The organism is Stenotrophomonas sp. PS02297, assembly GCF_029959705.1.
Taxonomy (GTDB): Bacteria; Pseudomonadota; Gammaproteobacteria; order Xanthomonadales; family Xanthomonadaceae; genus Stenotrophomonas; species Stenotrophomonas nitritireducens.
Genome location: NZ_JASCOS010000004.1, coordinates 41110 through 67447, shown reverse-complemented (window position 1 = coordinate 67447; position 26338 = coordinate 41110). Strand labels below are relative to the sequence as shown.

25 protein-coding genes and 2 pseudogenes are annotated in these 26338 nt (G+C 61.4%); 12 read left to right on the top strand and 15 right to left on the bottom strand.

Features of this window, described 5'->3' with window-relative positions:
* Window positions 1–119 precede the first annotated feature (119 nt).
* The 5 genes from QMX80_RS01935 to QMX80_RS01915 are packed head-to-tail and all read right to left on the bottom strand — an operon-like array spanning window position 120 to window position 4405.
* Window positions 120–896, bottom strand: a complete 777-nt coding sequence (locus QMX80_RS01935) for a sulfite exporter TauE/SafE family protein (protein WP_345782337.1) — start codon at window positions 894–896, stop codon at window positions 120–122.
* Window positions 897–902: 6 nt separating this feature from the next.
* Complete coding sequence (locus QMX80_RS01930) at window positions 903–2585, bottom strand: bifunctional protein tyrosine phosphatase family protein/NAD(P)/FAD-dependent oxidoreductase (RefSeq protein WP_282274941.1); 1683 nt, start codon at window positions 2583–2585, stop codon at window positions 903–905.
* A gap of 16 nt (window positions 2586–2601) precedes the next feature.
* Complete coding sequence (locus tag QMX80_RS01925; RefSeq protein ID WP_282274940.1) at window positions 2602–3018, bottom strand: DUF6691 family protein; 417 nt, start codon at window positions 3016–3018, stop codon at window positions 2602–2604.
* Window positions 3015–3452 carry a YeeE/YedE thiosulfate transporter family protein gene (locus tag QMX80_RS01920; protein WP_282274939.1) on the bottom strand — a complete coding sequence of 146 codons (438 nt, stop codon included), beginning with the start codon at window positions 3450–3452 and terminating at the stop codon, window positions 3015–3017. The genes QMX80_RS01925 and QMX80_RS01920 overlap by 4 nt, the downstream gene beginning before the upstream one ends.
* The gene (locus QMX80_RS01915; protein ID WP_282274966.1) at window positions 3449–4405 is read right to left on the bottom strand and encodes an MBL fold metallo-hydrolase; all 957 of its coding nucleotides are present in this window, start codon (window positions 4403–4405) and stop codon (window positions 3449–3451) included. Before QMX80_RS01915 ends, QMX80_RS01920 begins: the two co-directional genes overlap by 4 nt.
* Before the next feature lie 130 nt (window positions 4406–4535).
* Here QMX80_RS01915 and QMX80_RS01910 point away from each other — a divergent pair, with 130 nt between their 5' ends.
* From QMX80_RS01910 to QMX80_RS01900, 3 genes and pseudogenes are all read left to right on the top strand, one after another.
* Window positions 4536–5174: a peroxiredoxin gene (locus QMX80_RS01910; RefSeq protein WP_282274938.1), complete on the top strand. Its 639-nt coding sequence runs from the start codon at window positions 4536–4538 to the stop codon at window positions 5172–5174.
* 26 nt (window positions 5175–5200) lie between these two features.
* Window positions 5201–5476 (top strand): annotated as a pseudogene (locus QMX80_RS01905) (metalloregulator ArsR/SmtB family transcription factor); the annotation flags it as partial.
* Window positions 5477–5655: 179 nt separating this feature from the next.
* Window positions 5656–6504 (top strand): annotated as a pseudogene (locus QMX80_RS01900) (MBL fold metallo-hydrolase); the annotation flags it as partial.
* Window positions 6505–6559: 55 nt separating this feature from the next.
* Here the strand turns inward: QMX80_RS01900 and QMX80_RS01895 are convergent.
* The gene (locus QMX80_RS01895) at window positions 6560–7885 is read right to left on the bottom strand and encodes an ATP-binding protein (RefSeq protein WP_282274936.1); all 1326 of its coding nucleotides are present in this window, start codon (window positions 7883–7885) and stop codon (window positions 6560–6562) included.
* A complete protein-coding gene (locus tag QMX80_RS01890; protein WP_282274935.1) occupies window positions 7882–8547 on the bottom strand; it encodes a response regulator in 666 nt (221 codons plus the stop codon). Before QMX80_RS01890 ends, QMX80_RS01895 begins: the two co-directional genes overlap by 4 nt.
* A gap of 130 nt (window positions 8548–8677) precedes the next feature.
* On the opposite strand from QMX80_RS01890, the gene dsbD reads away from it, so the two are divergent.
* The 4 genes from dsbD (at window position 8678) to QMX80_RS01870 (ending at window position 13336) form a co-directional block, all read left to right on the top strand.
* Window positions 8678–10699, top strand: a complete 2022-nt coding sequence (dsbD, locus tag QMX80_RS01885) for a protein-disulfide reductase DsbD (protein ID WP_282274934.1) — start codon at window positions 8678–8680, stop codon at window positions 10697–10699.
* Window positions 10696–11535, top strand: a complete 840-nt coding sequence (locus QMX80_RS01880; protein ID WP_282274932.1) for a TlpA disulfide reductase family protein — start codon at window positions 10696–10698, stop codon at window positions 11533–11535. Before dsbD ends, QMX80_RS01880 begins: the two co-directional genes overlap by 4 nt.
* 2 nt (window positions 11536–11537) lie before the next feature.
* Window positions 11538–12311: a thiol:disulfide interchange protein DsbG gene (gene dsbG / locus QMX80_RS01875; protein WP_282274930.1), complete on the top strand. Its 774-nt coding sequence runs from the start codon at window positions 11538–11540 to the stop codon at window positions 12309–12311.
* Window positions 12312–12529: 218 nt separating this feature from the next.
* Window positions 12530–13336, top strand: coding sequence for a trypsin-like serine protease (locus QMX80_RS01870; RefSeq protein ID WP_282274929.1), 807 nt, complete (start codon window positions 12530–12532; stop codon window positions 13334–13336).
* 67 nt (window positions 13337–13403) lie between these two features.
* Here QMX80_RS01870 and QMX80_RS01865 read toward each other — a convergent pair whose 3' ends face one another.
* Window positions 13404–13997, bottom strand: coding sequence for a tyrosine-type recombinase/integrase (locus QMX80_RS01865; RefSeq protein ID WP_282274927.1), 594 nt, complete (start codon window positions 13995–13997; stop codon window positions 13404–13406).
* 296 nt (window positions 13998–14293) lie between these two features.
* Between QMX80_RS01865 and QMX80_RS01860 the strand changes: the two genes are divergently transcribed.
* From QMX80_RS01860 to QMX80_RS01850, 3 genes are all read left to right on the top strand, one after another.
* Window positions 14294–15823, top strand: a complete 1530-nt coding sequence (locus QMX80_RS01860; RefSeq protein WP_282274925.1) for an AAA family ATPase — start codon at window positions 14294–14296, stop codon at window positions 15821–15823.
* Window positions 15768–16253: a DUF4113 domain-containing protein gene (locus tag QMX80_RS01855; RefSeq protein WP_282274923.1), complete on the top strand. Its 486-nt coding sequence runs from the start codon at window positions 15768–15770 to the stop codon at window positions 16251–16253. Before QMX80_RS01860 ends, QMX80_RS01855 begins: the two co-directional genes overlap by 56 nt.
* Before the next feature lie 71 nt (window positions 16254–16324).
* Complete coding sequence (locus QMX80_RS01850) at window positions 16325–17251, top strand: SOS response-associated peptidase family protein (protein ID WP_282274921.1); 927 nt, start codon at window positions 16325–16327, stop codon at window positions 17249–17251.
* A 1078-nt stretch (window positions 17252–18329) separates the two neighbouring features.
* On the opposite strand, the gene QMX80_RS01845 is transcribed toward QMX80_RS01850, so the two are convergent.
* From QMX80_RS01845 to QMX80_RS01835, 3 genes are all read right to left on the bottom strand, one after another.
* Window positions 18330–19196, bottom strand: a complete 867-nt coding sequence (locus tag QMX80_RS01845) for a serine protease (protein WP_282274918.1) — start codon at window positions 19194–19196, stop codon at window positions 18330–18332.
* Between the two features lie 228 nt (window positions 19197–19424).
* Window positions 19425–19940 (bottom strand): hypothetical protein, encoded by a 516-nt coding sequence (locus QMX80_RS01840; RefSeq protein ID WP_282274916.1) that lies wholly within the window; start codon window positions 19938–19940, stop codon window positions 19425–19427.
* Window positions 19941–20203: 263 nt separating this feature from the next.
* Window positions 20204–20326, bottom strand: coding sequence for a hypothetical protein (locus QMX80_RS01835; RefSeq protein WP_282274914.1), 123 nt, complete (start codon window positions 20324–20326; stop codon window positions 20204–20206).
* A gap of 396 nt (window positions 20327–20722) precedes the next feature.
* On the opposite strand from QMX80_RS01835, the gene QMX80_RS01830 reads away from it, so the two are divergent.
* Together QMX80_RS01830 and QMX80_RS01825 are read left to right on the top strand one after the other, a co-directional pair.
* Window positions 20723–22213 (top strand): hypothetical protein, encoded by a 1491-nt coding sequence (locus QMX80_RS01830; protein ID WP_282274912.1) that lies wholly within the window; start codon window positions 20723–20725, stop codon window positions 22211–22213.
* Between the two features lie 87 nt (window positions 22214–22300).
* Window positions 22301–23161, top strand: coding sequence for a MobA/MobL family protein (locus QMX80_RS01825; protein WP_282274911.1), 861 nt, complete (start codon window positions 22301–22303; stop codon window positions 23159–23161).
* Between the two features lie 124 nt (window positions 23162–23285).
* Here the strand turns inward: QMX80_RS01825 and QMX80_RS01820 are convergent, their stop codons facing one another.
* The 4 genes from QMX80_RS01820 to QMX80_RS01805 form a co-directional block, all read right to left on the bottom strand.
* A complete protein-coding gene (locus QMX80_RS01820; protein ID WP_282274909.1) occupies window positions 23286–24740 on the bottom strand; it encodes a YfjI family protein in 1455 nt (484 codons plus the stop codon).
* The gene (locus QMX80_RS01815; protein ID WP_282274908.1) at window positions 24737–25090 is read right to left on the bottom strand and encodes a hypothetical protein; all 354 of its coding nucleotides are present in this window, start codon (window positions 25088–25090) and stop codon (window positions 24737–24739) included. The genes QMX80_RS01820 and QMX80_RS01815 overlap by 4 nt, the downstream gene beginning before the upstream one ends.
* 11 nt (window positions 25091–25101) lie before the next feature.
* On the bottom strand, window positions 25102–25410 hold the full coding sequence (locus QMX80_RS01810; RefSeq protein ID WP_282274907.1) for an AlpA family phage regulatory protein: 309 nt from the start codon (window positions 25408–25410) through the stop codon (window positions 25102–25104).
* A 423-nt stretch (window positions 25411–25833) separates the two neighbouring features.
* Window positions 25834–26337: a JAB domain-containing protein gene (locus QMX80_RS01805; RefSeq protein ID WP_345782339.1), complete on the bottom strand. Its 504-nt coding sequence runs from the start codon at window positions 26335–26337 to the stop codon at window positions 25834–25836.
* Window position 26338: the final 1 nt, after the last annotated feature.

Below are 26338 nucleotides of genomic sequence, written 5' to 3'. Positions count from 1 at the left end.
TCAACGATCCAAGTCAGCAGATTCCTGCCAAGATCGATGGAGTGGATGACCGAACCAAATGCTGGGGCGGCCCGAAACGGGTAAGCGCCGCAACGCGATTCGCGGGGGAAATCCTTGAGCTACATCGCCATAAAACTTTGATAGAGCATGTACAAGGTCACCACAAAGACCAAGCTCGCAAAAATTGTGTTCAAAGTTCCGCGAGATTGAGCCAAGCGGGTTGCGACGGATGCGCCGATCAAGCCGCCAACCAATCCGCCTCCGATGAACACACCAGCCAGCGTCCAATCAATTAGCCCTGACCGCCCGTAGTTGAGCGCGGTCGTCAGCCCAAACGCGGTGACCGCGACGAGTGAACTACCGATCGCCAGCAGCATTGGCATCCTTGTAGCTGCAATCAGGCCGGGAACTATCAGGAAGCCGCCGCCGATACCGAAGAAGCCGGATAACGCCCCAGCGAGGCCGCCTAATCCAGCCAGGCGGGGACCGGTGGTGCGATCTAGGCGCACATCCGTCTTACCGCCCTCACCGCGCCCACGCAGCATGAGTGCGCCGACTACGAGCATCAGCAGCGCGAACAAGAACAGCAACTTCTGGCCATCGATCGCCTTGCCCAGCGTCGAGCCACCGTAGGCCCCAATCACACCTGCAGCCGCGAATACAGCTGCGCAATCCCAGCGAACGTTACCGCGGCGCGCGTGGTTTGCCAGGTTCATAGCTGCATTGGCTGCAACCGCGAGCGCGCTGGTGCCTATTGCGATGTGGGGATTGTTGACACCTACCACGTAGACCATCAGAGGCACAGCCAGGATCGAGCCGCCGCCACCGACAAGTCCGAGGGTGAATCCCACCAAGACACCTGACAGGCCACCCAGCACCAGCTGCATGAAGTCCATTCCCGCTTAGCCCTCTGCCTTCGACACTCGTGGCTGTGGTGTGCACAACCATTCGCGCCCCTTCAGCATCCCGTGCCAGTACAAAACCGGCAACGCTTCTGATTTGAGATGCCACGCCAGCCGCGAAGGCTCGCGGCCGTCGATGAGCCAGCGTGGAAAGGTCGGCATCAAAGTGCCGCCGTAGCCGAACTCGGCGAGAACGATTTTCCCGCGCTCTACGGTCAACGGGCACGAACCGTAGCCGTCGTAAGCGGCGGGCAGTGGAAGACCGTCTAGAGTCGCGAGTACATTTTCCGCCACCACCGGCGCTTGCTTACGCGCCGCTGCGGCCGTCTTTGCGTTAGGTGTATTCGTGGCGTCGCCCAAACCGAAGACATTGGCATGTCGCACGTGACGCAATGTGTCCGGCGCGACGTCCAGCCAGCCGGCTTCATTGGCCAAGGCGCTGTCACGTACGAGGCTTGGCGCACGTTGTGGCGGACAGACGTGGAGCATGTCGAAGCCAAGTACTTGGTCTGATTTCACGCCATCAGGCGTTTGGCGTTGGAATGTTGCAGTCCGCGCTTCGCCGTCGACCGCGACCAAACGCGAGCCGAGGTTCAGTCCTATCGCGTAACGTTCGATATAACGCATCAGCGCGGGCACGTAGGCCTCGACCCCGAACAGCACTGCACCCGCGTTATGAAACTGGATATCAATGTCGCCCAACACGCCCTGTCGCCGCCAATGGTCAGCAGACAGGTACATCGCTTTCTGCGGCGCTCCCGCACACTTGATAGGCATAGGTGGCTGGGTGAAGAGCGCACGGCCGCCTCGCAATTGCTGTACAAGCTGCCACGTGTACGGCGCGAGATCCTGCCGATAATTGGATGTCACGCCGTTCTTTCCCAGCGCGGCGCGCAGGCCCGGGACGCCGTCCCAATCCAAGGTCAAGCCTGGCGCCACCACGAGCACGCGGTAACCAACACACTCGCCGTTCTGCAGCGACACCTCGTTGCGCTCGCAGTCAAATTCCGCTGCCGCTGTCCGCTTCCATGTCACGCAATCTGGAATCAGTGAAGCCATCGGCCGGAGTGTTTCATCGAGGTTGAAAACGCCTGCGCCAACCATAGTCCAGCCAGGCTGGTAGGCATGCTGATCGGCGGCATCGACCACGCATATACGAAGGTTCGCGCGGCGCTTCAGCAAGCTGGCCATCGTCGCTAGGCCAGCGGCGCCCCCGCCAATCACCACCACGTCGAACGCGTCGCGTGTTACCTGGGTCGGCGCCGGTGCGGTCGCCTCAAGTGTCGGCCTCAACGCGGACAGGTCGTACCCAGCGCTCTGCGCGTCGGCCAGCACCTCGCTAGCTGGACGTCGACGCGCCTGACCCAGCGCCCACAGCGTGGTCGAGCGGGTACCTGTTCGGCAGAACGCGAGAGTCGGACCAGTTGCCTGTGCGAGCGCGGCTTCGAAGGCATCAACGTCGGCAGGGCCGATCGCGCTGCCGACCACTGGCTGGTGCACGAACGTCAAACCGTGGCGCTCCGCTTCGGCAGCGAGCGTAGCAGTCTCTGGTTGGTCGTCTGCCTCGCCATCCGGCCGATTACTGATCAGCGTGGTGAAGCCGGCTTCAGCTATCCCAGCGATGTCGGCGACGGCGATCTGGGATGCGACGGACAGGCGGTCGTCGATTCTGGTGTAAGGCATTAAAGTTCCTCCGAGATCAAGCAGTTCGCACATGAAGTACGCGATAAATAGTCATACCAGCGAGCATTGCAGCGGCGAACGTGAGGAACGGCCATTGCAGCGTGACGAGGGCCGCAACCGCTGGCCCGGGGCATAGGCCAACCAGACCCCAGCCAATGCCGAATAGAGAGGCACCGCCTAGCAGCCGCGCGTCGATACTCGGGTTATCAGGCACATGGAAGCTGGCCGCCGCCAGTGGGCGTTGACGGCGTCGGCGCCATGCATAGGCCAGCGCCGAGGGCACCAATGCCGAGCCCATGACCAGCGCCAGCGTTGGATCCCAGCTGCCTGCAACGTCAAGAAACGCCAGCACGCGCGCAGGATTGACCATGTCCGAGATCACCAGACCCGTGCCGAACAGAAGACCGCATATCAACGCGATCGCGCGACTCACTCGCCACCGCCGATCACATGCCGCATGACGAAAACGCTCACCGCTGCGGTCGCCATAAACACACCCGTGGCGGCAAGCGAACGCGGCGATAAACGTGCGAGGCCACAGACCCCGTGGCCGCTGGTGCATCCAGAGCCCAGCCTAGTGCCGTAGCCGACCAGCAACCCACCGGCGACCAATATCGGCCACGACGTGGTGACTTCGAATGAAGGTGTGCGAATCCAAGCCAGCGCAGCCGCCGTACCCGCCAGCAGGCCCGCGATGAACAGTGCCGATTGCGCTCGCGCGCCATTCGGACTGAGCCTGGTCGCGCTGGCCAGCATGCCGGACACGCCCATCACCCGGCCGGCGACGATCAAGTAAAGCGCGGCCGCGATGCCGATCATCAATCCGCCGGCGACCGGCCAACCCCAGTGCAACGAGGCGACGTTCACAACGCGTCCATCGGCAGCTTCAGGTAGCGCACGCCGTTGTCCTCGGGCTCGGGCAGGTGGCCGGCGCGCATATTCACCTGCACAGACGGCAGGATCAGTTTCGGCATCGACAGCGTCGCGTCACGTGCCTCTCGCATAGCGACGAACGCTGCCTCGGTAACGCCTTCGCGCACATGGACATTGCCCGTGCGCTGATCGCCAATTGTTGTCTCCCACGCAAACTCATCGCGTCCCGGTGCTTTGTAGTCGTGGCACAAAAACACGCGAGCCGCGTCTGGCAGCGCGAGCAGACGGTGGATAGAGCGGTACAGCGTGGCCGCACTGCCGCCGGGAAAGTCGCAGCGTGCGGTGCCATAGTCGGGCATAAACAGCGTGTCCCCGGGGAACACCGCATCACCGATCACATAAGCCATGCAGGCTGGCGTGTGGCCCGGTACGTGCAGTGCGACGGCCTCTAGCCCGCCGATGCGGAACCGGTCGCCGTCGGCGAACAGTTGATCGAACTGGCTGCCGTCACGCGCGAATCGCGTATCGGCGTTAAAAATCTTCCCAAAGTCTTCCTGCACGCTAGTGATGTGCGCGCCGATCGCGAGCCTGCCGCCCACACGCGCCTGCAGCAACGGCGCCGCCGACAAATGATCCGCGTGAGCATGGGTTTCAAGCAGCCACTCGACCCTCAAGCCGTTGTCGCCGACGTAATCGACGAGACGCTGTGCGGATTCGTCTTTTGTCCGACCGCTAGGCGCATCGAAGTCAAGCACGCTGTCGACAATCGCGCACGCTTCGCTGTCGGGATCGCGCACAACATGACTCACCGTAGACGTTGTCGAGTCGAAGAACGACACCACAACCGGTCGAGGACGAGCTGCCGCTATCGCCTCTTCGATCAATGCGCAGGCCTGATCCAACGGCGCATCGCGGGCTTCAAAAGATGGAGTCGAGAGAGGCGGCATGACATTGGACCCTGGCGTGTTCGGAACTACATTTTCATAGTTTACGTAACTGTGCAAGTATTAGTCCTCCACATCGACATCGCGCTCCCTCATCGCTAGCGTGGAGCGCCCTGAGGACAACACCGACTTCATGCCTGATACGCCTGCCCATTCACCGCTCCGATTGCACGAGCCGGCACCCGCATTTCGTGCCCGCACCACCCGTGGCGATATCGCGTTGGAGGACTACCGTGGTCGCTGGGTGCTGCTCTTCTCGCATCCGGCCGACTTCACGCCGGTCTGCACCAGCGAATTCATCGCTTTTGCCCGTTCACAGCCGCGTTTCGAAGCCCTCGACTGCGCACTGCTCGCGCTGTCGGTCGACGGTCTGTTCTCGCATTTGGCCTGGTTACGCGATATCCATGCGCGCTTCGGCGTGACGATCGGGTTTCCGGTGATCGAAGACCCGTCGATGGCGATCGCCCGCGGTTACGGCATGGTCGATCCCGCGGCCGGTGATAGTGCGACGACACGCGTCACCTATGTGATCGATCCCCAAGGCATCGTGCGCGCGATGAGCTGGTACCCGATGGACGTGGGCCGTTCGGTCGAGGAATTGCTGCGACTCGTTACCGCGCTGCAGACAGCCGATAGCGAAAGTGCTGCGACGCCAGAGGGATGGCAGCCTGGCGATCGCTTACTCGAACCTGTTGCCTTGGACGCCGATGCTGTACTCGCCGTGCAGCCGGCCGATAACGAGGCCTGGTATTTCCGCTGGCGGGCGCCATGACCATGTTGCCCGCCGATCTGGAGGCCATGAAGGCGCACGTACCGGAAGTCGCCGAGCTTCTGCGCATGATTGCGACGCCCACGCGTCTGCTGCTGCTGTGTCAGATCTCCCAAGGCGAACCGTCCGTGGCCGATCTCGAACGCGATCTAGGCTTGCGTCAGCCAGGCTTGTCCCAACAACTCGCCGAACTACGACGCAACGACCTAGTCAAGGCACGGCGCAAATCAAGATCGATTCATTACTCGATCGCCGATCCACGTTTGCGGATCTTACTTAGCGCGTTGCACGCGATCTTCTGCAGCAATGTTGTCAGCCTGCCTGCACTCGGTAGCGCCCCCATTGCCGCGACGCCATCCATTCCGACGCACGCGCCTGCCAGTCAGGCCGCGCGCTTCGCACGCATCGTGCGTTGAACGACACCCAAGGAGGAGCCATGCCTTTACAGCGCCATCCACGCGAGGACGCCATCGTCCATTCGTTGTACGACAAGAAGACTGGCAGCTTCCAATACGTGATCGCCGATCCCGCCAGCCGTCAAGCCGCGATTATCGATCCAGTGCTCGATTTCGACGAAAAAGCGGGCTATGTCGCGACTACCAACGCTGACGCGCTGCTCGCGCACGTGGAGCGTGAGGGGCTCAAGGTCGTTTGGATCCTCGACACTCATCCACACGCCGATCATCTGTCCGCCGCTCCGTACCTCAAGGAGCGTCTGGACGCCCCAATGGCTATCGGCGAGCGCGTAACCGGTGTGCAAGCGTTGTGGAAGGATCTCTACGGCCTCGACGATCTCAACACCGACGGCCGGCAGTGGGACCGGTTGTTTACCGACGGCGACGTCTTCGAGATTGGCGCACTGAAAGCTCGGGTGCTGTTCTCGCCAGGCCACACAATGGCGTCAATTAGTTATGTAATCGGAAGCAGCGCATTCGTTCACGACACTCTGATGATGCCCGACAGCGGCACCTCGCGCGCCGACTTTCCTGGCGGCGACGCGCACCAACTCTATGCCACGCTGAAGCGTATCCTCGCACTGCCGGCTGACACCGCACTGTTCGTCGGCCACGACTATGGCAAGGACGGCCGCGATCCGGCCTGCATGAGCACAGTCTTTGAGCAGCGTGCGAGCAACATCCACTTGGCCGGCGCTGTCGACGAAGCGACGTTCGTGCGTACGCGCGAAGCGCGCGACGCGACTCTTCCGCTGCCTGCGCTGATGCTGCACGCGCTACAGGTCAACATCCGCGGTGGCCGCCTTCCGGAGCCGGAAGCCAACGGGCGACGCTATCTGCGGATTCCGCTTGGACAGTTCACACCTCCCGAGGCCTGAGCGCCGTGGCGCAGTTGAATTGCGTGCGCCTCGACGATACCAATCCATAAAGCGGTCAGGTGATTGCCACCAGCAATGTCGCGACCAGACCGCCACCAGCTCGTGGCGCTAGGTCGAGACGGCCGCCGTGCCGCGCGGCGATCGCACGTACGATTGAAATACCGAGGCCTGCGCCCGCGCGGCCGGGCCGTTCCGCATCGCCACGCCAGAAGCGCTGGCCGGCCTGTGCGATCTGTGCAGATGTCATTCCGTCCCCCCGATCGGCGATGGTGATGCGGCATTTGCCTTCGCCATCGTCGCAAACGATCCCGAGCTGCACGATGCTTTCGTCAGGCGTATAGCGCAGCGCGTTGTCGAGCAAATTGCGCACGGCCGTTGCGAGCATCGAGTGCGGGATAGGGGTCGCACGATCGTCGGCCCCGACGCGCACGATTCGCCCGCGCGCCGCGGGCTCCAGCCAGGCGAGGGCGTCTTCAAGCGCACTCTGAATCGAATCGCAAGCATCGCCCTCAGGAACGGCTGACTCGGCGCGCGCAAGCGCCAGCATTTGGTCGAGCGTGCGCGCCAGGCGTCGCACGCCTTGGTCAGCCTGCCGTAGTGCATGCGGCACATTGGCATCGCCGCCCATGCGAGCGATCTGCAAATGGGTGTCAATGCCGGTTAACGGCGTGCGCAACTCGTGAGCCGCGGCGTCGGTGAAGGCGCGCTGCTGGGCGATCGCAGCAGCGAGACGTTCGAGCAGCCCGTTGAGCGCTTGCAGTAGTGGTTGTAGCTCGCGCGGCGCCCGACGATCGTCCAGCGGCGACGTGGCCTCGATGTCTCGGTTCTGCAGCTTTCGGCGCAGGGCATCAAGCGGCTGCAGCCCGCGTCCGATGCCGATCCACAGCGCCAGCAGGCCGCCAAGGACCGCTAGCCCCATCGGAACGGCTGCGGCGGTCAGCAGCCCACGCACCAGTGCGTCGCGTTCGTCGCTTCGATCGGCTGTCGTGACGAGGAAGTCGCCGGCCTGCAAGGTGTAGGTCCGCCAGGCCGCGCCGTCGATGAACACATCGGCGAATCCCGCCGCGGGCACGATGCGCCCCGCCAGCGCAGCATCGCCGGTGGCGGCCAGCACTTCGCCGCGCAATGAGCGGATCTGGCAGGCAATGCCCTGACCCCCGCCGACGCTGACTGCGCCCGAGAGCATTGGGGTGGCTGTTGCAGATTGCACAGCCGAGCGTTGCAGCAAGCCTGAGACCATGCGCGCCGACATCGCGAGTCGATGGTCCAAGGTGCGATCGAGGTTGCGGTGGAGGTCGTGCGCCAGCCACGCCGCCGCCCCCGACCAAAGCATGGACAGCGCCAGTCCGGCGATCAGCACCACCCGCAGGCGCAGGCTCACCGCGGCGTCCAGCCCAAGCGATATCCCAAGCCGCGTTCGCTCTCAACCGCTTCACTGCCGAGCTTGCGGCGCAGGTTGTGGATGTGAACGTTGAGCGTATTGCTTCCGACATCGGCATCCAACCCATACAGCCGCTCGCGCAGTAAGTCCGCTGACAGCCAGCGGCCACGCGCGTCGGCCAGATGTGTCAGCAGGTCGATCTCGCGCCGCGACAGCGGCACAGTCTCTCCATCGAGCCATGCTTGGCCGCCATGGGGTTCGATCCGTAACGGGCCTGCCTCAATCTGCTGCACCGCGCGCCCACTCCCGCGGCGCACTACCGCATGCAAGCGCGCGCCGAGCTCACGCAGATCCACAGGTTTGACCAGGTAATCATCAGCGCCCCCATGGAGGCCAGCGATGCGGTGCTCGATTGCATCGCGCGCGGTTAGTACCACGACCGGGACCGCGATCCCCTGCGCGCGCAACGCGGCCAACAACGTCAGTCCATCGACATCAGGCAATCCCAGATCGAGTACGAGCGCGTCGAATATCTCATCGAGACAGGCCGCCTCAGCTTGGGCCCCACTGACCACAGCACGTGCCGCCATGCCTTGCGCGCAAAGGCCGGCGACAAGACCGGCGGCAATCAACGCATCATCTTCGACAACCAGTACGCGCATTCCGGATCTCGAGTACATGGAGGTCACTATGCTAGTCGCTGTCGCAGCGAGACGCCAGCCGCACGCCACTTAAGTCCCACTTAAGCGGTGGAGGTGATGGTGTGCGTCGTCCACGCTTCAGGTACATGTCTTGCGTCGTCGCCTCACGATCCTCCTGCTATCGATATTCACCGTCACCCTTGCGTGGGCGGGCACCGGTTTTCCTCTGTGGCAGAGCAGCGCAGAGCGCGAATTCCTGCCGGCGGAGCAGGTCTTTGTGCCCGGCACCGTGCGGCAGGAAGGGAACAGTTGGGCAATCGAAGGGCGCATTGCCAGTGCGCACTACCTCTATCGGCATGCACTACGTTTGGTCGATGCGGATGGCGCTGAAGTCACGCTACGCACGCCTGCCGGCATACCTCACCGCGATGAGTTCTTCGGTGACACCGAGATATACACCGGCTCGCTGCCCATTACGTTTCCAGGCAATGCGCGTGGCCCGCTGCAGCTGCGCTGGCAGGGCTGCGCCGAGGCAGGTATCTGCTACCCGCCACAGACGCTAGTGTTAACGCTGCCCGGCAGCGCGACTGAGCGTCGCGCGGACGCTGCGGCTTCCGACGCCACAATGCCCGCCGCAGTCTCCGGCCCGGCGCGAGGCGCTGCGGCCGCGGATCCCGTGGCGAAAACGACCCAGCCCGCCCTGTTGACCGCCACACCAGCGATTAAAAGCGCATCCAGCTCTTCGCCATCGGCGCCGGCGGCCGACGCCGCGACGCAGGTGTCAGAGACAAAGAGTGATGCCGTGGTGGCACCTGCCGCCTCGCCAGTGACGACGCCGCCAGTACGCGCACTGGAGCCGCCCGCCCTCGGCGAAGACCAAGCCACTGCGCAGCGCCTCGCCAGTCTTGGCCCGGTTGCAGGCACCCTGCTGTTTTTCGGCTTCGGCCTGCTGCTGGCATTCACACCTTGTACGTTGCCAATGCTTCCTATCGTGTCCGGTTTGATTGTCGGTGGTGATGCCAGACCACGGCGCGCGGTCGCGCTATCGGCGTCCTACATTCTGGCGATGGCAGCCGCGTATGCGGCAGTCGGAGTCGTGGCTGGACTAGCCGGTGCAAACCTGCAGGCTGCGCTGCAGGCGCCTTGGCTGCTGGGACTGTTTGCGGCGCTGTTCGTTCTGCTGGCTGCATCACTTTTTGGCCTCTTCGAACTGCGGTTGCCATCAACGCTTTCTAACCGTGTTGCGCAGGCCGGCGAAACGCGCCGGGGCGGCAGCCTGCTCGGCGCGGCCTCTCTCGGCCTGCTGTCGGCCCTGCTAGTGGGGCCGTGCATGACCGCGCCATTGGCTGGCGCATTGCTTTACATAGGTCAAACTGGAAGCGCGGTCACTGGAGGTCTCGCGCTGTTCGCGCTCGGGCTCGGCATGGGTCTGCCGCTCGTTTTAATCGCTGTGTTCGGTGCACGAGTGCTACCCCGGCCTGGACCTTGGATGGACCGCGTGAAATCTGCGTTTGGCTTCGTGATGCTGGGTTTGGCAATCGTCATGGTGGCGCGGTTCTTGGCGGCACCAATCGTAATGGCGCTTTGGGGCGCATGGCTGCTGGGATTGGCCGTTGGGCTGTTTGCTTGGGCAAGTGCGGTGACGCCGGCAGCGTCGGGGCATTGGATGCTGCGCTTCGGCGCGCTCTTTGCTGGACTCTGGGCAACATTGATGTTGGTCGGCGCAGCATCGGGAGGTAGTGCTCCGTTGCGGCCGCTGGAAGCTCTGGGCGGCGGCTCCTCTGTAGCTGCGACGTCGTCCGCTAAGCCTAACTACATCGAGGTGAAATCCATCGCTGATGTCGATGCCCGCATCGCCGAAGCGGCGCAGTCCGGACGCTGGACGCTTATTGATGTTTACGCTGACTGGTGCGTGTCCTGTCACGTCATCGAACGCGAGGTATTCGGTCATCCCGAAGTCGCTGAGCGCCTAGCGTCGATGCAAATCCTCCGGCCCGACGTCACTTCGCACGACACAACTGACCAGGCTCTGCTTCGGCACTGGGGCGTGCTGGGCCCACCAACGCTGATCCTCATAGGACCGGACGGACGCGAGCGTCGCGCTCAGCGAACGGTTGGCGAAGTCGATGCACGCGGTTTCATTGCTCAGCTCGACGCGGCAGGTGTCCCGTGATCGGTCTGGGCCCATTTCCAATTACGATCGTGGTGGCGCTGCTCGCTGCAGTCTCAGCCTTTGTCATGGCCCGCTTGAGTGCTCGCCGTCTGCCGGAAGCGCCCTCGAAAACTGCAGGCGCACTTGTCGTCGACGCGCTGTTCGTCGGCCTGCTTGCCGCCCGTCTCGGCTATGTGCTGCGCTGGTGGCCGCAGTACGCCGCCGCGCCGTGGTCGGTGATCTCGATCGGCGACGGCGGCTTCGCGTGGTGGGCGGGATTGCCTGCCGCCGTGGGCTTCCTGCTGTGGCGCACTCGGAGCATGCGCGTCCTGCGACGGCCGACTCTGCTCGGCGTGGCCGCGGGGCTGGCGGTATGGCTGGCCGCCAGCGGCACGCTGACGCTGCTTCAGCACTCGGCGCCGCCGCTGCCGGACACGCCGCTGGTCACGCTGGACGGCACGCCGAAAGCGCTGTCGGCCTATACCGGCACGCCCGTGGTCGTGAATCTCTGGGCGACGTGGTGCCCACCGTGCCGACGCGAAATGCCCGCGCTGGCCGAGGCGCAGGCGCGCTATCCGGATGTGCGCTTCATCCTGGCCAACCAGGGCGAGGACGCCGCCACCATCCAACGATTCCTGGAGGCCGAGAACCTCGCGCTCAGCGACGTGCTGCGCGATCCCGGCTCCGACATCATGCGCACCTTCGGCAGCCGCGGCCTGCCTACAACCCTGTTCTTCGATGCCGACGGCGGCCTCGTCGACACCCACATGGGCGAACTGACCCGCGCCAGTCTCGCCGACACCCTGCGTCGTCGCTTCGACGCGCATCCGAACGTTTCCCCCGCCTCCACGGAGTGACCATGTCCCGTTTTCCGTTACTGACCGCCACCGCGCTCGGCGCACTAACGCTTGCCTCCACCGCCTGCAGCCATGCCGAGGACGGCGGGCGCCCACCCGTGCTCGACGCGCTGCAGGACCAGGGACTGGAGATCGTCGAGGAGTTCAACGCCGGTGCCGGCCTGCGCGGCTTCGCCGGCGTCGCCGGCCAGCGCCCGATCGCGGTCTATGTCACCGGTAGTGGCGAGGCGATCGTCGGCACGCGCGTCGACGCCAACGGCGAGGAGATCGATGCTGGCCGTCTGCAGGCGCTCGTCGCCAAACCCATGGGCGAGAAGACCTGGACGCAACTCGAGTCCGCACAATGGGTGCGCGACGGCCGCGAGGATGCACCGCGGGTGATCTACGCCTTCAGCGATCCCAACTGTCCCTACTGCAACCGCTTCTGGCAGGCGGCGCGGCCCTGGGTGGACGCCGGCAAGGTGCAGATCCGACACGTGCTGGTCGGCGTGATCAAGGAGGACAGCGCGAACAAGGTCGCCGCGATCCTCGGCGACGCCGACCCGGGCGCAGCCCTCGCCCGCAACGAGCGCGCCTACGCGCAGGGCGGCATTCCGCCGTCCGCGACGGTACCGGCGGACGTGCGCCGCGTCCTCGACGCGAACCAGATGCTGATGATGGAACTGGGCTTCGGCGGCACCCCTGCGCTGGTGTTCCGCGATGCCGACGGCACCGTGCAGCGTCGCGGCGGCATGCCGCAGGGCGGCGATCTCAACGTGGTCATGGGACCGCGCTGAATTGTTCTTCAAGCAAGACCAACCGCTCACTTTGACTCGCAAACCTTAGCGCAGTAGTAGTGGTTACACGGCAATTGCAGCGCAAAGACGAGTGTCCGCTTCTGGCCGAAAGCGGCCATCTCGAGGCCCGTATCTAGCCGCTGGCGAGCTTTCGAGGCCACAATAGGCTTTCACGACAACGGATGTTGCGAATGCGCCGCGCGGCTCTTCTGATCCTAATGATCTCTTTCAGCGCGAGCGCTGTCGTCATACGAGATGACATTCCGGACCTGCAGTATCGGATGGCTGCCTCTGAATTTCCGGCGCTTGCCGATGTACCCGGTGAAGGCCATGGAGTCCTCATCGCGCCACAGTGGGTGCTCACTGCCGCGCACGTAATCAGTTGGCAGCCTGCGATGGACGTCGTTGTCGTCGGTGGTACTCCCTATGCCGTCAGTCGCGTTGTCATCCATCCGGGCTACAAGAAGCCGCCTCAGGAGATGACTGATTCGGCAATCAAGTCGGGGGATTGGGCGGCATTCCTGGAGTTCATCGCCTCCTCGGACGATATTGCTCTAATCCACCTTTCGAAACCGGTCCGCGATGTCGTGCCCGCGGCCATTTACAGTGGATCGGCGCTAGGTAAAGTCGTCCGGATCATGGGCCCGGGCGCTACCGGCACGGGAGCGGAGGGGCACCATCCGCACGGCCCGAATCGGACAGACCTACGCCAGGGCTACAACCAGATAACCGCCTCGGATGGTCGGTGGATCTCCTACACCTTCGACAAACCGCCAGCTGCACTTCCCCTAGAGGCCTCGGCCGGCAATGGGGACAGCGGCGGCCCCATGCTGGTCGCTGTGGACAACGAGTGGCACGTTGCCGGAATCACCTCATGGAAGCGTGTCGACGGCAACCGGATGGAGATTCACCCAGGCATGTACGGACAAACCAACTATGGGGTGCGCCTCAAGTACTACGAGGAGTGGATCCAGACGACGATCGCAACGGATGTACTTATCGGAAGGGGCGCAGAGGAGCGGTAGATCTCGGCCGCGCTTTAGGCCGAAGGCGGCCTACGAAACTTGAGGTGCGGAGGTCGCGCATACCGAGTTAGGCCTCTGTTTGCTCCGCCATCTCCAAGGCATCCTCAACCTCAATTCCGAGATACCTCACCGTGCTCTCGAGCTTGGTGTGCCCTAGCAGGATCTGGACAGCGCGCAGGTTCTTGGTGCGTCGGTAGATGAGCGAGGCCTTTGTCCGGCGCATGCTGTGCGTTCCATACGCCTGGCGATCGAGCCCGATGGCGGTAACCCACACTGAGACAATCCGCGCGTATTGCCTGGTCGAGAGGTGGGCGGCCCGATCCGACCGCCCGGGGAACAGGTGGGAGCCAGATGTGAGCTGAGCTTGGCGTGCCCATTCCGCGACGGATGCTCTGGTCAGGTCAGTCAGTTCGAACTGGACGGGCCTGCCAGTCTTCCGCTGTAGCACGATTGCGCGCTTGGCGATCGCGGTACCCTGGGACACGTCCCTCAGCCTAAGGCTGACAAGGTCGCAGCCCCGCAGTTTGGAATCGATGGCCAGGTTGAATAGCGCTAGGTCACCGGCGCTGTCGCTCAGTTGTAGCCGAACACGGATGGACCAGATCTCGCTAAGCCTGAGGGGCGCTTTCTGGCCGACCAGCTTTCCCTTGTTCCATGGCACACGTTGAGATGGCGTAGGATTCTCCTCGGTAGGAGACTCCACAATGTCAGCCGATAAGAAGAGTCAACGCAGGTCGGCTTCCGGCCATTAGCAGACGCCGGCTCGGTGGCTGCTTCCCACCAAGGGGACAGTGACCAAGAACTAAAGAAAAGAGGCCGCCCTGTAGATGGCCACGAATACTAGAGCGCAATTCGGGTGCGGCCCCGACGAGTAGAGTGGCCGGCCTCTTGCTCTATTGGGGCAGACCACGTATGCATCTCCTCGGCCGAACTAACGAGCCACAAGGGGGGAGCTTCGTGAAGATTGTTCAGGCCAAGATCGAGAACTTCCGAGGGATTGTGCAGGGCGTCGTTCACTTCGACGGTCACAGCGTGCTCGTTGGCGATAACAACGCGGGCAAGTCCACGCTGCTTGAGGCGATTGATCTCGTATTGGGCCCAGAGCGGCTCTCCCGACGTCCTGTTGTCGACGAACACGACTTCTATGCAGGCCAATACCTCAACGCCGAAGGTCAGCCGATCCCGCTGGTAGTCGAGGTCATCGTCGCTGACCTCAACGAGGAGCAGCTTCGACACTTCCGGGAGCATCTAGAATGGTGGAACACCAACACGAAGACGCTACTGTCCGGTCCGCCAGTGGAGGGCGCGGATGCCGCTGGGGTCGGGCCCGCGCTGCGCGTCTTCTTCCGTGGCGCCTACGATTCGGAGGAAGATGACTTCCTCGGCAATACGTTCTTTGCGTTGCCCGCCCCCATCGGCGCCGGCGAATACCAAACATTTCGCGCCACCGACAAGCGAAAATGCGGCTTCCTATACTTACGCACGGTGCGCACCGGCTCGCGCGCGCTCAGCCTGGAACGTGGATCGCTGTTGGACGTAATTTTGCGCCTTCAGGATTCTCGCCTCAGGATGTGGGAGGAGTTGCTTGATTCGCTACGCGTTCTCCCCGTAGCCGACAAGCCTGAGCTCGGCGTCACCACGCTGCTGGCCGCGGTGCAGGCTTCGATCAAGAAGTTCGTCCCGTCGGACTGGGCAGAAGATCCGCACATGCGCGTCTCGGATCTCACTCGCGAGACGCTGCGCCGCACGCTGACAGTGTTCATGGGTACGGGAACCAAGCGCCTAGATGGCAGCAGCTACGCTGCGCCGTACCAGCACCAGGGCACAGGCACCATCAATACGTTGGTGCTCGCGCTGCTGTCCATCATTGCCGATCTCAAGCAGAACGTAATCTTCGCCATGGAAGAGCCTGAGACGGCGCTGCCTCCCCACACGCAGAAGCGCATCATCAACAGCGTGCGTGAGAAGTCGGCGCAGGCCCTATTCACTTCGCACTCGCCGTACGTGCTCGAGGAGTTCGAACCGGCTCAAATCAAAGTGCTCAAGCGGACCGGGGGCGTGATGACCTCCACCCCTGCCAGCCTGCCGCCAGCGATCAAGCCGAAAGCCTACAAGGCGGAGTTCCGTGCGCGCTTCTGCGAGGCGCTGCTGGCCAAGTACGTCCTCATCGTCGAAGGGCGAACAGAGTTCGACGCACTGCCTGCTGCCGCACGCACGCTCAGCAGGACCGATCCTCTGTATTTCAAGTCTCTCGAAGCGCTCGGCGTGGCGGTCACCCGACAGCATCCTCCAAGAGTTCGGCGTGACCTTGGCGCGCACACAGCGCGAACTGCAGGGCCACCCCTGCATCGAACTGGAAGAGGTTGCTCCGGACAAGCAGCAAATCATGGTCGGCCGATCTTTCGCCGATCGCGTAGAGGATCACGAGGCCGTGGCGCAGGCGTTGGCGACTTTTGGGGTTCGCGCGTGCGAGAAGCTGCGCCGTGAGGGCCTGGTGGCTGGCGCTTTGGGCATCTTCGCTCTCAGCGACAGGTTTCGAGCTGAGCTGCCGCAGCACAGCCCCAGTCGCACGATCAACATGCCTGCTGCGACCGACGACTCGCGGCTAATCCTATCGGTAGTGACGCAGCTGCTCCGCGGCATGCTCAAGCCAGGCATCGGCTACAAGAAGGCCGGCGTGATGCTGATGGACTTGTCGCGCCCAGAGCAGCGCCAAGGCGATCTTTTCACCCCGGCGGTTGCGGGCAACCCGAAGCTCATGGCGGCGTTGGACGGGATCAATCGCAAGTTCGGCCGCGGTGCCGCAGGGCTGGCCGCGACGGGCTGGGAAAGCCGACCGGCGTGGGGCATGCGCCAGAACTTGCTGTCACCTCACTACACGACACGCGCACGCGACCTCCCATTGCTGAAGTGCTGATAGGTCTCATCACCCGAGACCGCTCCCTCTCAGCGTTACGCTCGCCCCAACGTCCCTGAGGAATGCAGCCCATGTGCTATTCCGCCCAAGTCCATGCCGAGTTCAAGCAGTACAAGCGCGAGTTCGGTGCCGTGATGGATCTGAAGACCTATGTCAAAACGTTCTGGTGGGATCGCGGACTCAACCCGCTGAAGACGAAGGCGCCTCGCGCGGCGATTCGTGAGCTGATGGAGATTGGACCGCCCGATCTTCAGGCCAACTTGCGAGAAGCGGACACTGCCGCGATCGCCGCGCTCGAGCAGGAGATGTTCGCGCAGCGGAAGCGCGTGGCCGACGCGGAGCGAAGGTTGCTGACGAGGGAGACGAAGAAGGCTCGTGAGGACATCCGAATCGGTGGGAACGCCGTGGCCAACGCCAAACGTCGACTGGAGACACTCAAGCGCACAGTCACGCTGCCCGAAGACTCACGGATCTATCCAGGCATCTACTGCCCGGTGATGGTGTGGGAGGACGGGCAGCGGGTGGTTAAGCCGATGCGCTACCAGTGTCGTCCTGCGGGCCTCCCTTCGCGATTCGATATCGAGAAGCCCGGCACATACAACGCCAGACGCGACAACCTGGAAGGCTTCTGGAAGCGCCAGTTCGGCTACACGCACGGTGTCATTGTCGCCGACCGATTCTACGAGCACGTCGATATCGACGGTCGCAACCGGACCTTGGAATTCTTGCCGCGTACTGGCGAACCGATGCTCATTGCTTGTCTGTGGTCACACTGGACTGACCCCAAGGGCGTAGAGCCTGATCTACTCTCGTTCGCCGCGATCACCGACGAGCCAGAACCGGAGGTTGCAGCAGCTGGACATGACCGGACCATCATCAACATCAAGCCCGAGCACTTGGATGGTTGGCTCAGACCAGATCCAGGCAATCTCGAGGCGCTCTACGCCATCTTCGATGACAAGCGGCACCCGTACTACGAGCACAGAGAAGCTGCGTGACCGTTGGAACGGGATACATCGAGAGAGTCGCCAACACTGATAATTGGCAATTATGCGATTCCGCATAAAAGCCAATAATCGTGACCTGCAGCGACGCTAAGGGGGCCTGAGGCTAGTTCGATCGCCCTGGGATTCGCAGTCAGAGAGTTCTGACACACGTGGCGTGCTTGAGCTGATGGCAGGCATTGCCGCTGATGGTCGACGCTGCAATGACCTTGAGCATTGAGGTCGCCATGATCGAGATTAGAGCTTTGCCTGGTGGGCGTTATGAGGTCTTCGCTGAGGGGATTCACCAAGAGGCATTTGAAGGATGCTTGGGAGCAATCGCTGTCGCGCAAGCGCTGGCGAGTAGAGTGGCCGCGGAAACCCTCACGCCCGTCACTATCTCAACGCCTTGGGGAGAGCGCAGCGTCGCAGTGCCTTCCCGCGCCCTCGAACGGGTCCGCGCCCAGGAGGACCTCTGCGCCGTCCAAGATCCAGCGTGATCGAAGCGTCGCGATCCACTTGCGCAGCCGGTCCTGATGGCTCACGGCACGCGGTCGGGGGTAGCCCTAGACTCGCCTGATGGAATGGCAAACGGACCCCTTCCTGCGTGAAGAGATCGAGGCACCAGCGCATCGAAAGGCGTCTAGCTATGCGTGGTCCAATGTTTCGGGGCTTTGGCTACTGACCTACCAAGGACACCCCGTAGGACGCGTCCAACCGAGCGGTCAGTACAGCCTTGCATGGAGAGGTCGAGTGTACGAGGGAACTGCAGCGTCGCAGTCACAAGCTAAGAGGTTCATGACTCGGTGGATCGCAGCGCGAGGGCAGCAGTCACCAATGCGTCCCGGCCACAAGCCGCCCGCAACCCTTGTTCCATTGGCAGACTTCCTCCGCGACTACGATGCTGGGAAGTTCTGACGCTTGTCGCGTCACATCGGCAAGGTGGAGTGCGATGTCTGCTCAAGGCAAGAAGCAGACAACGATCGGGCAAGGAGTTGGGGGTGCTCATGGTGGCTAGAGGAGGCGAGGTCCTGGCCCTAAGCGGAAGCTGAACCCTTAGGCTTCGCGAGATATCGCCGATCGAGATCGCGAATCAGTCCGGAACGCGTAACGTGACCCTGCCTGACGCATCGACCGAGGTGAAGCGATCGACTGCGTGAATAGCGCCGACATTCACAAGCTCCTGGAGTAGATAGGGCCTCGTCGTCGCCGTCACCGGAGCGGCAGTGTGCCTCAACTCGATGCCAACCGCGGGCCAGACGGCCGAGATATAGGACACCTCCGGCTCGTTGCTCTCCCCCAGTTCGAAGCTGGACCCGACTATTCCGACCACGTGACTGTCTGCCGAGAAAACCGGCCCACCACTCATTCCCCCCTTAGTGACGCAGCTCGCCTCGAAACACGGGTATGGAAGCATGACGCAGTCTCGGCTGAGCTCGTGGATCGCGGCGATGGTTCCCTCGGATTCGTGGGGATTGAAGCCGATTCGGGCATGACCCTGCTCATCCAGGCGATGCGTGGATTGCGGATAGCCGAGCGCGTTGACCGACTGGTCGACGCTCGCTTGCGCAAGGGACAGGGTTGGCAAGTCCCATACGAAGTCCGCCGGCAATTCGGTTGGCTCGCGCAGGTCGACCCACAGGGCCACTACGTCGATGGTCGGCGTGTATCCGTAGCCGGTCACGGCCCACTTCATTTGGCCGTGGCGCGGATGCTGTATCGAAAAATCCACACCGAACTCCATGTTGCCGACGATCTCGTGGATGCGGCAGCCGTGGAACTGCTCAGAGACCTCGTCGATGACATGGCGTGCCGTGAGTACGAGGAAGGGTGCGACGAAGAAGCCGGACCCTAGCGGCAGCAGGCTGTGGCCGACGGTATCCGAGAAGTCACCGGCGACCAGCGCTCCTGTGTAATGCAGCCGGAAATCGTCAGGCCTAGTAGGTTGGTAGGTAGTCATTGATGTCGTTCTCTAGCTCGGTAGCCGCCAACTGGCAGCACAGTTCTTCGAAGGCCGTGTGTTGCGACCCATCCAAAGGACGAATGAGGGAAAAGCGGATGTCTGGAAGCGCCACGGTGTCCTCGGTCGCGTGCACGGTTGATCAGGCGAAAGCGTATCCGGTCGCCATCGCGCGCTGCAGGAGCGTTCGCGGAGCAGCGTCAGCTTTTTTGGTTAATAGCCGGCAGCTCAGCTGTTGGCAGCGAGAGACAGCCGGAGTCTCTCTGCGATCGCGCCAAGTCTTTGAGCGTAAGCTGCGGCAGCTTCTGCGTATGCGAGCAGCTCGCGCGGTCCCGCGTAGTTGGCATCGACCACCTCGACTTGCCAAGAAGGTGCAGAGGTTGCTGACTTGCAGTAGCTGTAGTGGACCATTCGAGTCCGAAGCCGACGCAAATCCCGGCCGATAGGGTCCTCGCGCCAGTCCTTAAATTCGGGCACGCGCGATTCGATTTCGGGCGAGGCTCCTGCGAACAGGTTGCCCGAACTAAGCCCTAATCTGAGAGCAGAGTTGGCGGCCTGAGCCACTTGGTCGATCGCTGACACTGCTGCGACCACTACACCTTCAAAGAACGCTTGAGTTGCAACGTCCGGGCGACCGTCATGCGGGGCCTTGCAATCCGCCAGGGCGAGCCTGAGCTGATCGCAATGAAAATTGGCTATTGCCGCTTTCCTCTGGGCCGCATCAACGTAGTCGCTCCAACTCACGCTGCTCCCCCTCTGCAGGCTAGTACTATTTTTTCCGATTAGAACATGTGGCCACGGCAGATGGTTGGTTCGGCGGCCTATCTAACAATGGCGGCTTGGCGACGGCCGCGTCTGAGCTCCGTGACATTACAGATGATGATTGCCTCATCGTCTTGCGCTGCGGTATTGGCGAGACGTCTTTGCGACCGGAGCAGCCCAGCCGCCTCATTTCATGCACGAGGCGGCTACTTCTTCGGCGTCCTCGTCAACGGGAACGCCCAGATTCACGCCCCCGGCGCATCCAGCGACACCTGCACGGTGGTGATCTTGGCGTCGAGTGCGGTCACCACTTCGGCGGTGAGATCGTTGCCGAGATTGCCACCGAGTACGACGCCGCGCTCGAGCAACAGACAGGCCGCGCCGTGCGATGCGCCCGTGCAATGCGTTCGAGAGCATCGCGCCGCAGCGCTTCCACATACCTGCCGACGGAACCTTCGTCATCGCATCACTTCTGTTGCACCAGCGCAAACTGCGGTGGTGTCAGACGAGCGACGGTAGCATGCTCAAGTTGCGCGTCGATTGCAGCAAACCGGATCGGACTGGTCTGATCGCAGAACGTACGCCCCATGTCTCCGATGCGCCCTCGCGCTGGCCAATGCTCGCCAACGGCGTACCGCTCAGGACCAGCACCTCCCCGCTGCACCCGAGCCCACGCAAGCTCAAAATATTTCCAGCTAGGACCCTTGATATCGGCATCACCGTCGCAACGTCGATTGACCGTGAGCAAGAAAGGACCCTGAGCGATGGACACAACACGAACCGATAAGACCAAGAACAAGAGCAAGCCGCCGCGCACGGCGCGCTTCGACTTTTCAGACGCATCCTCCAGTGATGGCGCTCAAACCGGCACCCTGAAACAGCTACTAGAAGAGCTGACCTACGAGCGCAACACTACTCCGCAAGGGAAGTCCATCGACAAGGATGGAAAGCAGATGAGCGTGCGTCAGTTGACGCCGGTTCTGCGGCTCCTTCGCTCGATCTCCGGCAAGCCACTGACGAGCATAACTGAGCTACATCCGTTATCAGACATCAAAACCATCAAGACGCTCCACACCTACAGCTACGACAGTGGGACTCACTTGGTCAGCCTACTCGAGCCGCCCGGCATCGATTCGCAAGCCGTGATGAACATCCTGACTTCACCGCCCAATGAAGAAAGTCGAAAGGTCCTTGATGCGAAGAAAAACATCATCAACGACCTTGAGCTGGAGATCAGCGAAGAGGATAAGAAGCAGGTTGATTTGCTCTTCAGCTCTCCGATCACACCGCACGCCCATTACCAGCAAACAAACGAGTCGATCGACAAGGTCTTGCTCACCCACTTCCATTTGGACAACGACAGAGCAATCCTGCTCCAGGCAGACGACTACCTTGTTGCGAAGACCCAGGAGTTCTGGCGCTCTTCGAACCTCCCCGTTAAGGAGCAGAGCCTGCACCTCGCCGCGTACGTCTATCTGAGATCTTTAGAGTTCTTCCATTCACTGAATTTTGAGATCACGACGAACCGCCTGATACCCAATGATAAGCGCATCGACAATGTCCTCGTGGACTTCAGTCAGATCTGCAGATCATTGCCGGCAGTAGACGGAATCGTCATCAAGGGCGACACGCCGTTCATGTCGATCGAAGAGGTGTCTTCGTTCTGCAATGACCATGCGTCAGATCTTGCCGGACTCGTCGCAGCAGCCACAGGATATTCGTATGGCAAGCGCGACATCCTTGGTAAGGACCTGCGCAGAGCGACATGCGCTCTTGCTCTGTACCTTGCGTCCATCAAGTTGCCAAGCGATCAGAACCCCAAACCTATCGGTGTAGTGCACGTTGTCGCAGCCTTCTGTTCTGTCCTGCATCAGCGCAAGCTGAAGTCCAAGCAGAAGAAGTCGCGTCGGTATGGATCCAAACTCTCATCTCCGCAGAAGCAACTCGACGCATACCTTGCCGGCAAGGAAAAGTACGTTGCACCCCCCGCCCAGTTCGTTTACTGCGAGCGCACGCTCTGGTACTGCCACGCACTGGTAGGAAGGGCGCATGTGAGCGCCTCTCACATGAGAGTGCAGGCCGAACAGTCGAAGCTTCTGTTGGAGATCTATGGATCTCTAGATCCCAGAACCATTCACGAACTCACCGCCCAGTATCGCGAGCATATGGTGGGAGCTGCACAGAGCCTCGTCACCGAGCACGGTAGAGAACATATCCAGTATGAGTGGATCCACGGACTACGTTCTGAACGCTAGTCAGTAAATTCTTACTCCACCTACGCTATTGATATGGAAATGTAGAGCTCAACAACGTCACCGACAACATCTCACTGAAATGATGCGATGGTGGAAGGGGTAACTGCACGCGCACTTACCCTTTCTCCTAGAACTGACGCAAAACGTTGCACTCCCATTTCCCAGGCAGCCGACGAGAACGATCTCGTCGGCTTTTTTCTTGGGAGAACAGAAATGGCAACTTTTCACCACAGCGTTAAAAGCGGCAAGAAGGGCAGCGCGCGCCGACACGCTTGTTACATCGAACGTCTCGGCGCTCATGGAGTGCATAGCGACCTGATCCACTCAGGCTACGGCAACATGCCGGCCTGGGCCGAAATGGACCCCAACATGTTCTGGGGCATGGCCGACCGCTACGAGCGCAGCAACGGCTCCGCATACCGAGAACATGAGATCGCCCTGCCCAACGGGCTTACACCCCAACAACTGATCGCCTTAGCTGAACGTCTCGTCCGCGCTCTGGCCGGGAGCAAACCCTATCACTACGCTATCCACTCGCCAGAAGGAAAACTGGAAGGCATCCACAATCCGCATATCCACCTAATGATCTCGGACAGAGTCCCAGATGGACTCGATCGGTCACCGCAACAAACGTTCTCTCGCTTCAACGCGAAACAACCCGAAGCAGGTGGTCGCCGAAAGGACAGCGGCGGAAGGAGTCCGGCAGAGCTATCGCAGCAAGTCACTGCGACTCGCATGCTTGTGGCTCAGACGCAGAACCAGTTTCTTGCTGACCACGGTTACCACGAGCGCGTAGATCATCGGAGCCTTCGCGACCAGGGCCTCAAGCGTCAGCCCGAACGCCACTTGGGACAGCGCTTCGTCAAGGATATGGCACACGCAGAGAGGGAGCAGTACGTCTTGTGCCGGCGTAGCCTGGGCGCCGCTAGCGCATTTGGCAACCGCTAGGATCACCCCTCGAATCCTCGTGATTCCGCGATTTTGTCGCGGAATCGCCCACGCTCGACTGGGTCAGAAGAAAAAAAAAGGCTCCAGCTGGAAGCTGGAGCCCAAGCTTATAGCGCGGCTCTGATTAGGTCTTCATCGTGCGAAAGAACGCGTTCAACAGCTGCAGGTAGATCTTCCTGCTCCGATAGTCCTTCACGATCGAGATGCCTCCCCGGGCTTCCAGCAACTCCAACGCGGCGTTGAGGCGCGTCTTGTCGCGCACTCGGCCATTGCGCAGAACATCGTTCTTAAGAACATGCGTGTCGGAGAATGGACCTTGCCAGACGCGCTCATACAAGTACGTAGCTGTCGCATCCGCATCGACCTCGTGCTGGGGGATCACAGACTGCGGAGAGAACAGATACTTGTACTCGTCAACGTGCCAACGAACGATTTCGAACGCGCGATTCAGGGTGTCCAAGGTGATGTCACCGCGCTCGCCGCTGAAGTACTGCATGGCCGCGGCAAGGCGTGCGAGAACTTCCATGACCTTGGCCGCAAAGTCGTTGATGTCGTTCAGGTACTCGCCATGCCGCAACATTGCTTCGGTCTGACCGGCGAGATCAACCCATCGCGAGGTTGCGTCAGTTGAGAAGCCAATCAGTTCGCGCTCGATTGATCCCGTCTTAAGCATTTCGCGATACTTGTTCAAATGGCCCTCGATCTGAGCGTGGAAGATCGGCAGATGCACCCAACTGGACTCCTCTGACCCGACATGCCGATACCCCATCTTTGAGCGAGGCCAACCGACGAGGTATCGGGCCCAGTGCCCGCTCCCCTTGGCTACCGATCCTCGCCGGTCCAAGAACTGCTTCAACGGAGCGTGCTGCGTCATGATGCTGACTGAGACGCGAGGGTTCATCGCAAGCAGGTGCTCGTTCTCGGCGCGGTCAAGCGGAAGCGCTTCTGGGGAATCCCAAAGCCGATTGAGAAGCCCAAGATGTGACATGGCTTCGCTCTTGAAGAGCATATGTCCTTCATCCGTCGTGATCCCTATCGACTCGCCATCACCTTGCAACGCTTCCATGATTGCCTTGGCCGTGATGTCCTGGCGCAGAAAGTGACGCAGCCTTGGCTTGGTCGGAACAGAGCGAGCATGTTCAAGCATGGCCGCTTCCAGATCCGCTGTCGGACGTCCCTTGCCCGTTGCCCTGCTGACCGCTGTGCGCAGCCCCTTCCCCTTAGCGATCCACAAACCATACTCCGCCTGAAAGATCTCCATCTTCGAGCGATGTTCGGTGAGTTCCTGCATGTCAGCCTGGCGAAAAGGAGCGAGCACCAACGATGACACCGTGGACTTCCGCTCACCGGATTCCGCAACGAGAAGGATGTTCTGCGAGACTGGACGAATCTGACCAGTCGGCATTTTCACGTCGATCGAGCCCTGGCAAGCCATCGAGATCGCGTTGATGAGAGCCATGCCGATCATCGCGTCTGGTGCCTGCACGTTACGAACGAGCTCGAAGGCTGTTTCCCGCACGATGTGATGGAAGGACGCCAAGGGATAGTCCGGAGCAAACGCTCGAGGCACGCTGTTCATCGAGCATCCTCCGCGTCCTCAGTCGGATCGTTCGCATCATCTTCAGCGCTGATGAGGAGCGGCTGCCGGCATGATTCGCATGCGACCAGCTCGCCAGACGCCGAGCGAATCTCACGCTCGGCACTCAAGAGCTTACGGAACTGAACCAAGTTGACCGCATGTCCGTAGGCAGCGTTGAACTCCACCAGCAGCACACTCTTGCGTACTTTTCGAGCCATGTGCTGCTCGAAAACTTGGTATGCCTCTTTGAAGTCCCGCTCGATTTTTCCTTTGCCGTTGGCAGCCTTCTGATTCAGAGCCAACTCCAGTTTAGACAGCGCGCTCGTGCTTCCGCCCAGCTGTTCGATCATGCTAGCCATGCTCAGTTCCCCTCCTTGTGACCACGGAACTTCGCAGCGCGCGCTTCCATCCACGCCATGACTTCATGAGTCCAATAGAACTTCGGGGACCGATCGCTGTCGTAAAGCGGGATGCCTTGAGGGAAGTCGGGATCCGTCTTCATCAGTTCGAAAGCTTTGCTACGACCGAGGGAGGTCGCTTTGAGCAGGCCCCGAAGTCGCAGAGTTGGACTGTCTGGCCAAACCGCACCGGGATCTGTCGTACGCACGACATCCGGCGAGTCCATGTTTCGTTTAGCGTTGCTGCGGTACGCAGTCTCGTTAGTGTTCATTTCGATTCCTACAAGTGTTTGATCAGGACTGAAGGAATCCGGCCGGTTCCTAGCTCGAGGTCTGCTCGAGCTGTGTCCAGTTCAGTGCATTTCGGAATCGATTTCGCTGCAGAAATTTGCGTCAAATTTGCAGCGAGTTAGAACTGGAGTCGCACAGCCACCGTTGCAGGCTCGTCTAATCGAGCTCTTCTTTTATATAAATCAATGACTTGCGGAATCGTCTCATGACTACCCGCGCGAGCTGATCAGCCGCTGCTGCCGCATGGCATACCCGAACCATGGACAAGCCAAGTCAGCAGCATTCATAGATCGGCGCCTGTTGCAGACGCGCCGGAGACACGCAGACCTATCCCTCGGACCTGGGAACGCACCTCTCCAGGGTTGGCGGGGGGCCGTCCTTGGCCCCCGATCGCGCCTGCACAGCTAGACCATCCCCTTGGCGGCCATAGAGACCGCTGCAAGGTTGGTGACTACGAAATGATCCAAAAGGCGGATCTCGACCAAAGCTAGCGCGCCTTTTAGCCGACCTGTAATCGACCGATCGGCACTGGACGGCTGTACGTCGCCACTGGGATGGTTGTGAGCCAGCATCACCGCAGCTGCGTTCAGTGCAAGCGCTCGCTGCACAACGATTCTCGGATGCACCTCCGACTGATCAATTGTCCCGGAGAACAATCTCTCGACGGCAAGAAGTCGATGCCGATTGTCAAGGAAAGCAACTTCGAAGTGCTCCCTGGGCTCACTCGCCAATCGCAGACGGAAGAACTGTGCAGCTGACTCAGGGTCACTCATCAGGCAGCCATCTGAAGCAGCTCTTCGCTCAATGATGCCGAGCGCGCGCGCGATTGCACGGTCCTCTAGCCTCCTCGACCTACACGCTGCGCTTGACGTCGAGCTGAGCCCTAGATCATCTGATCTTCCTTGGATC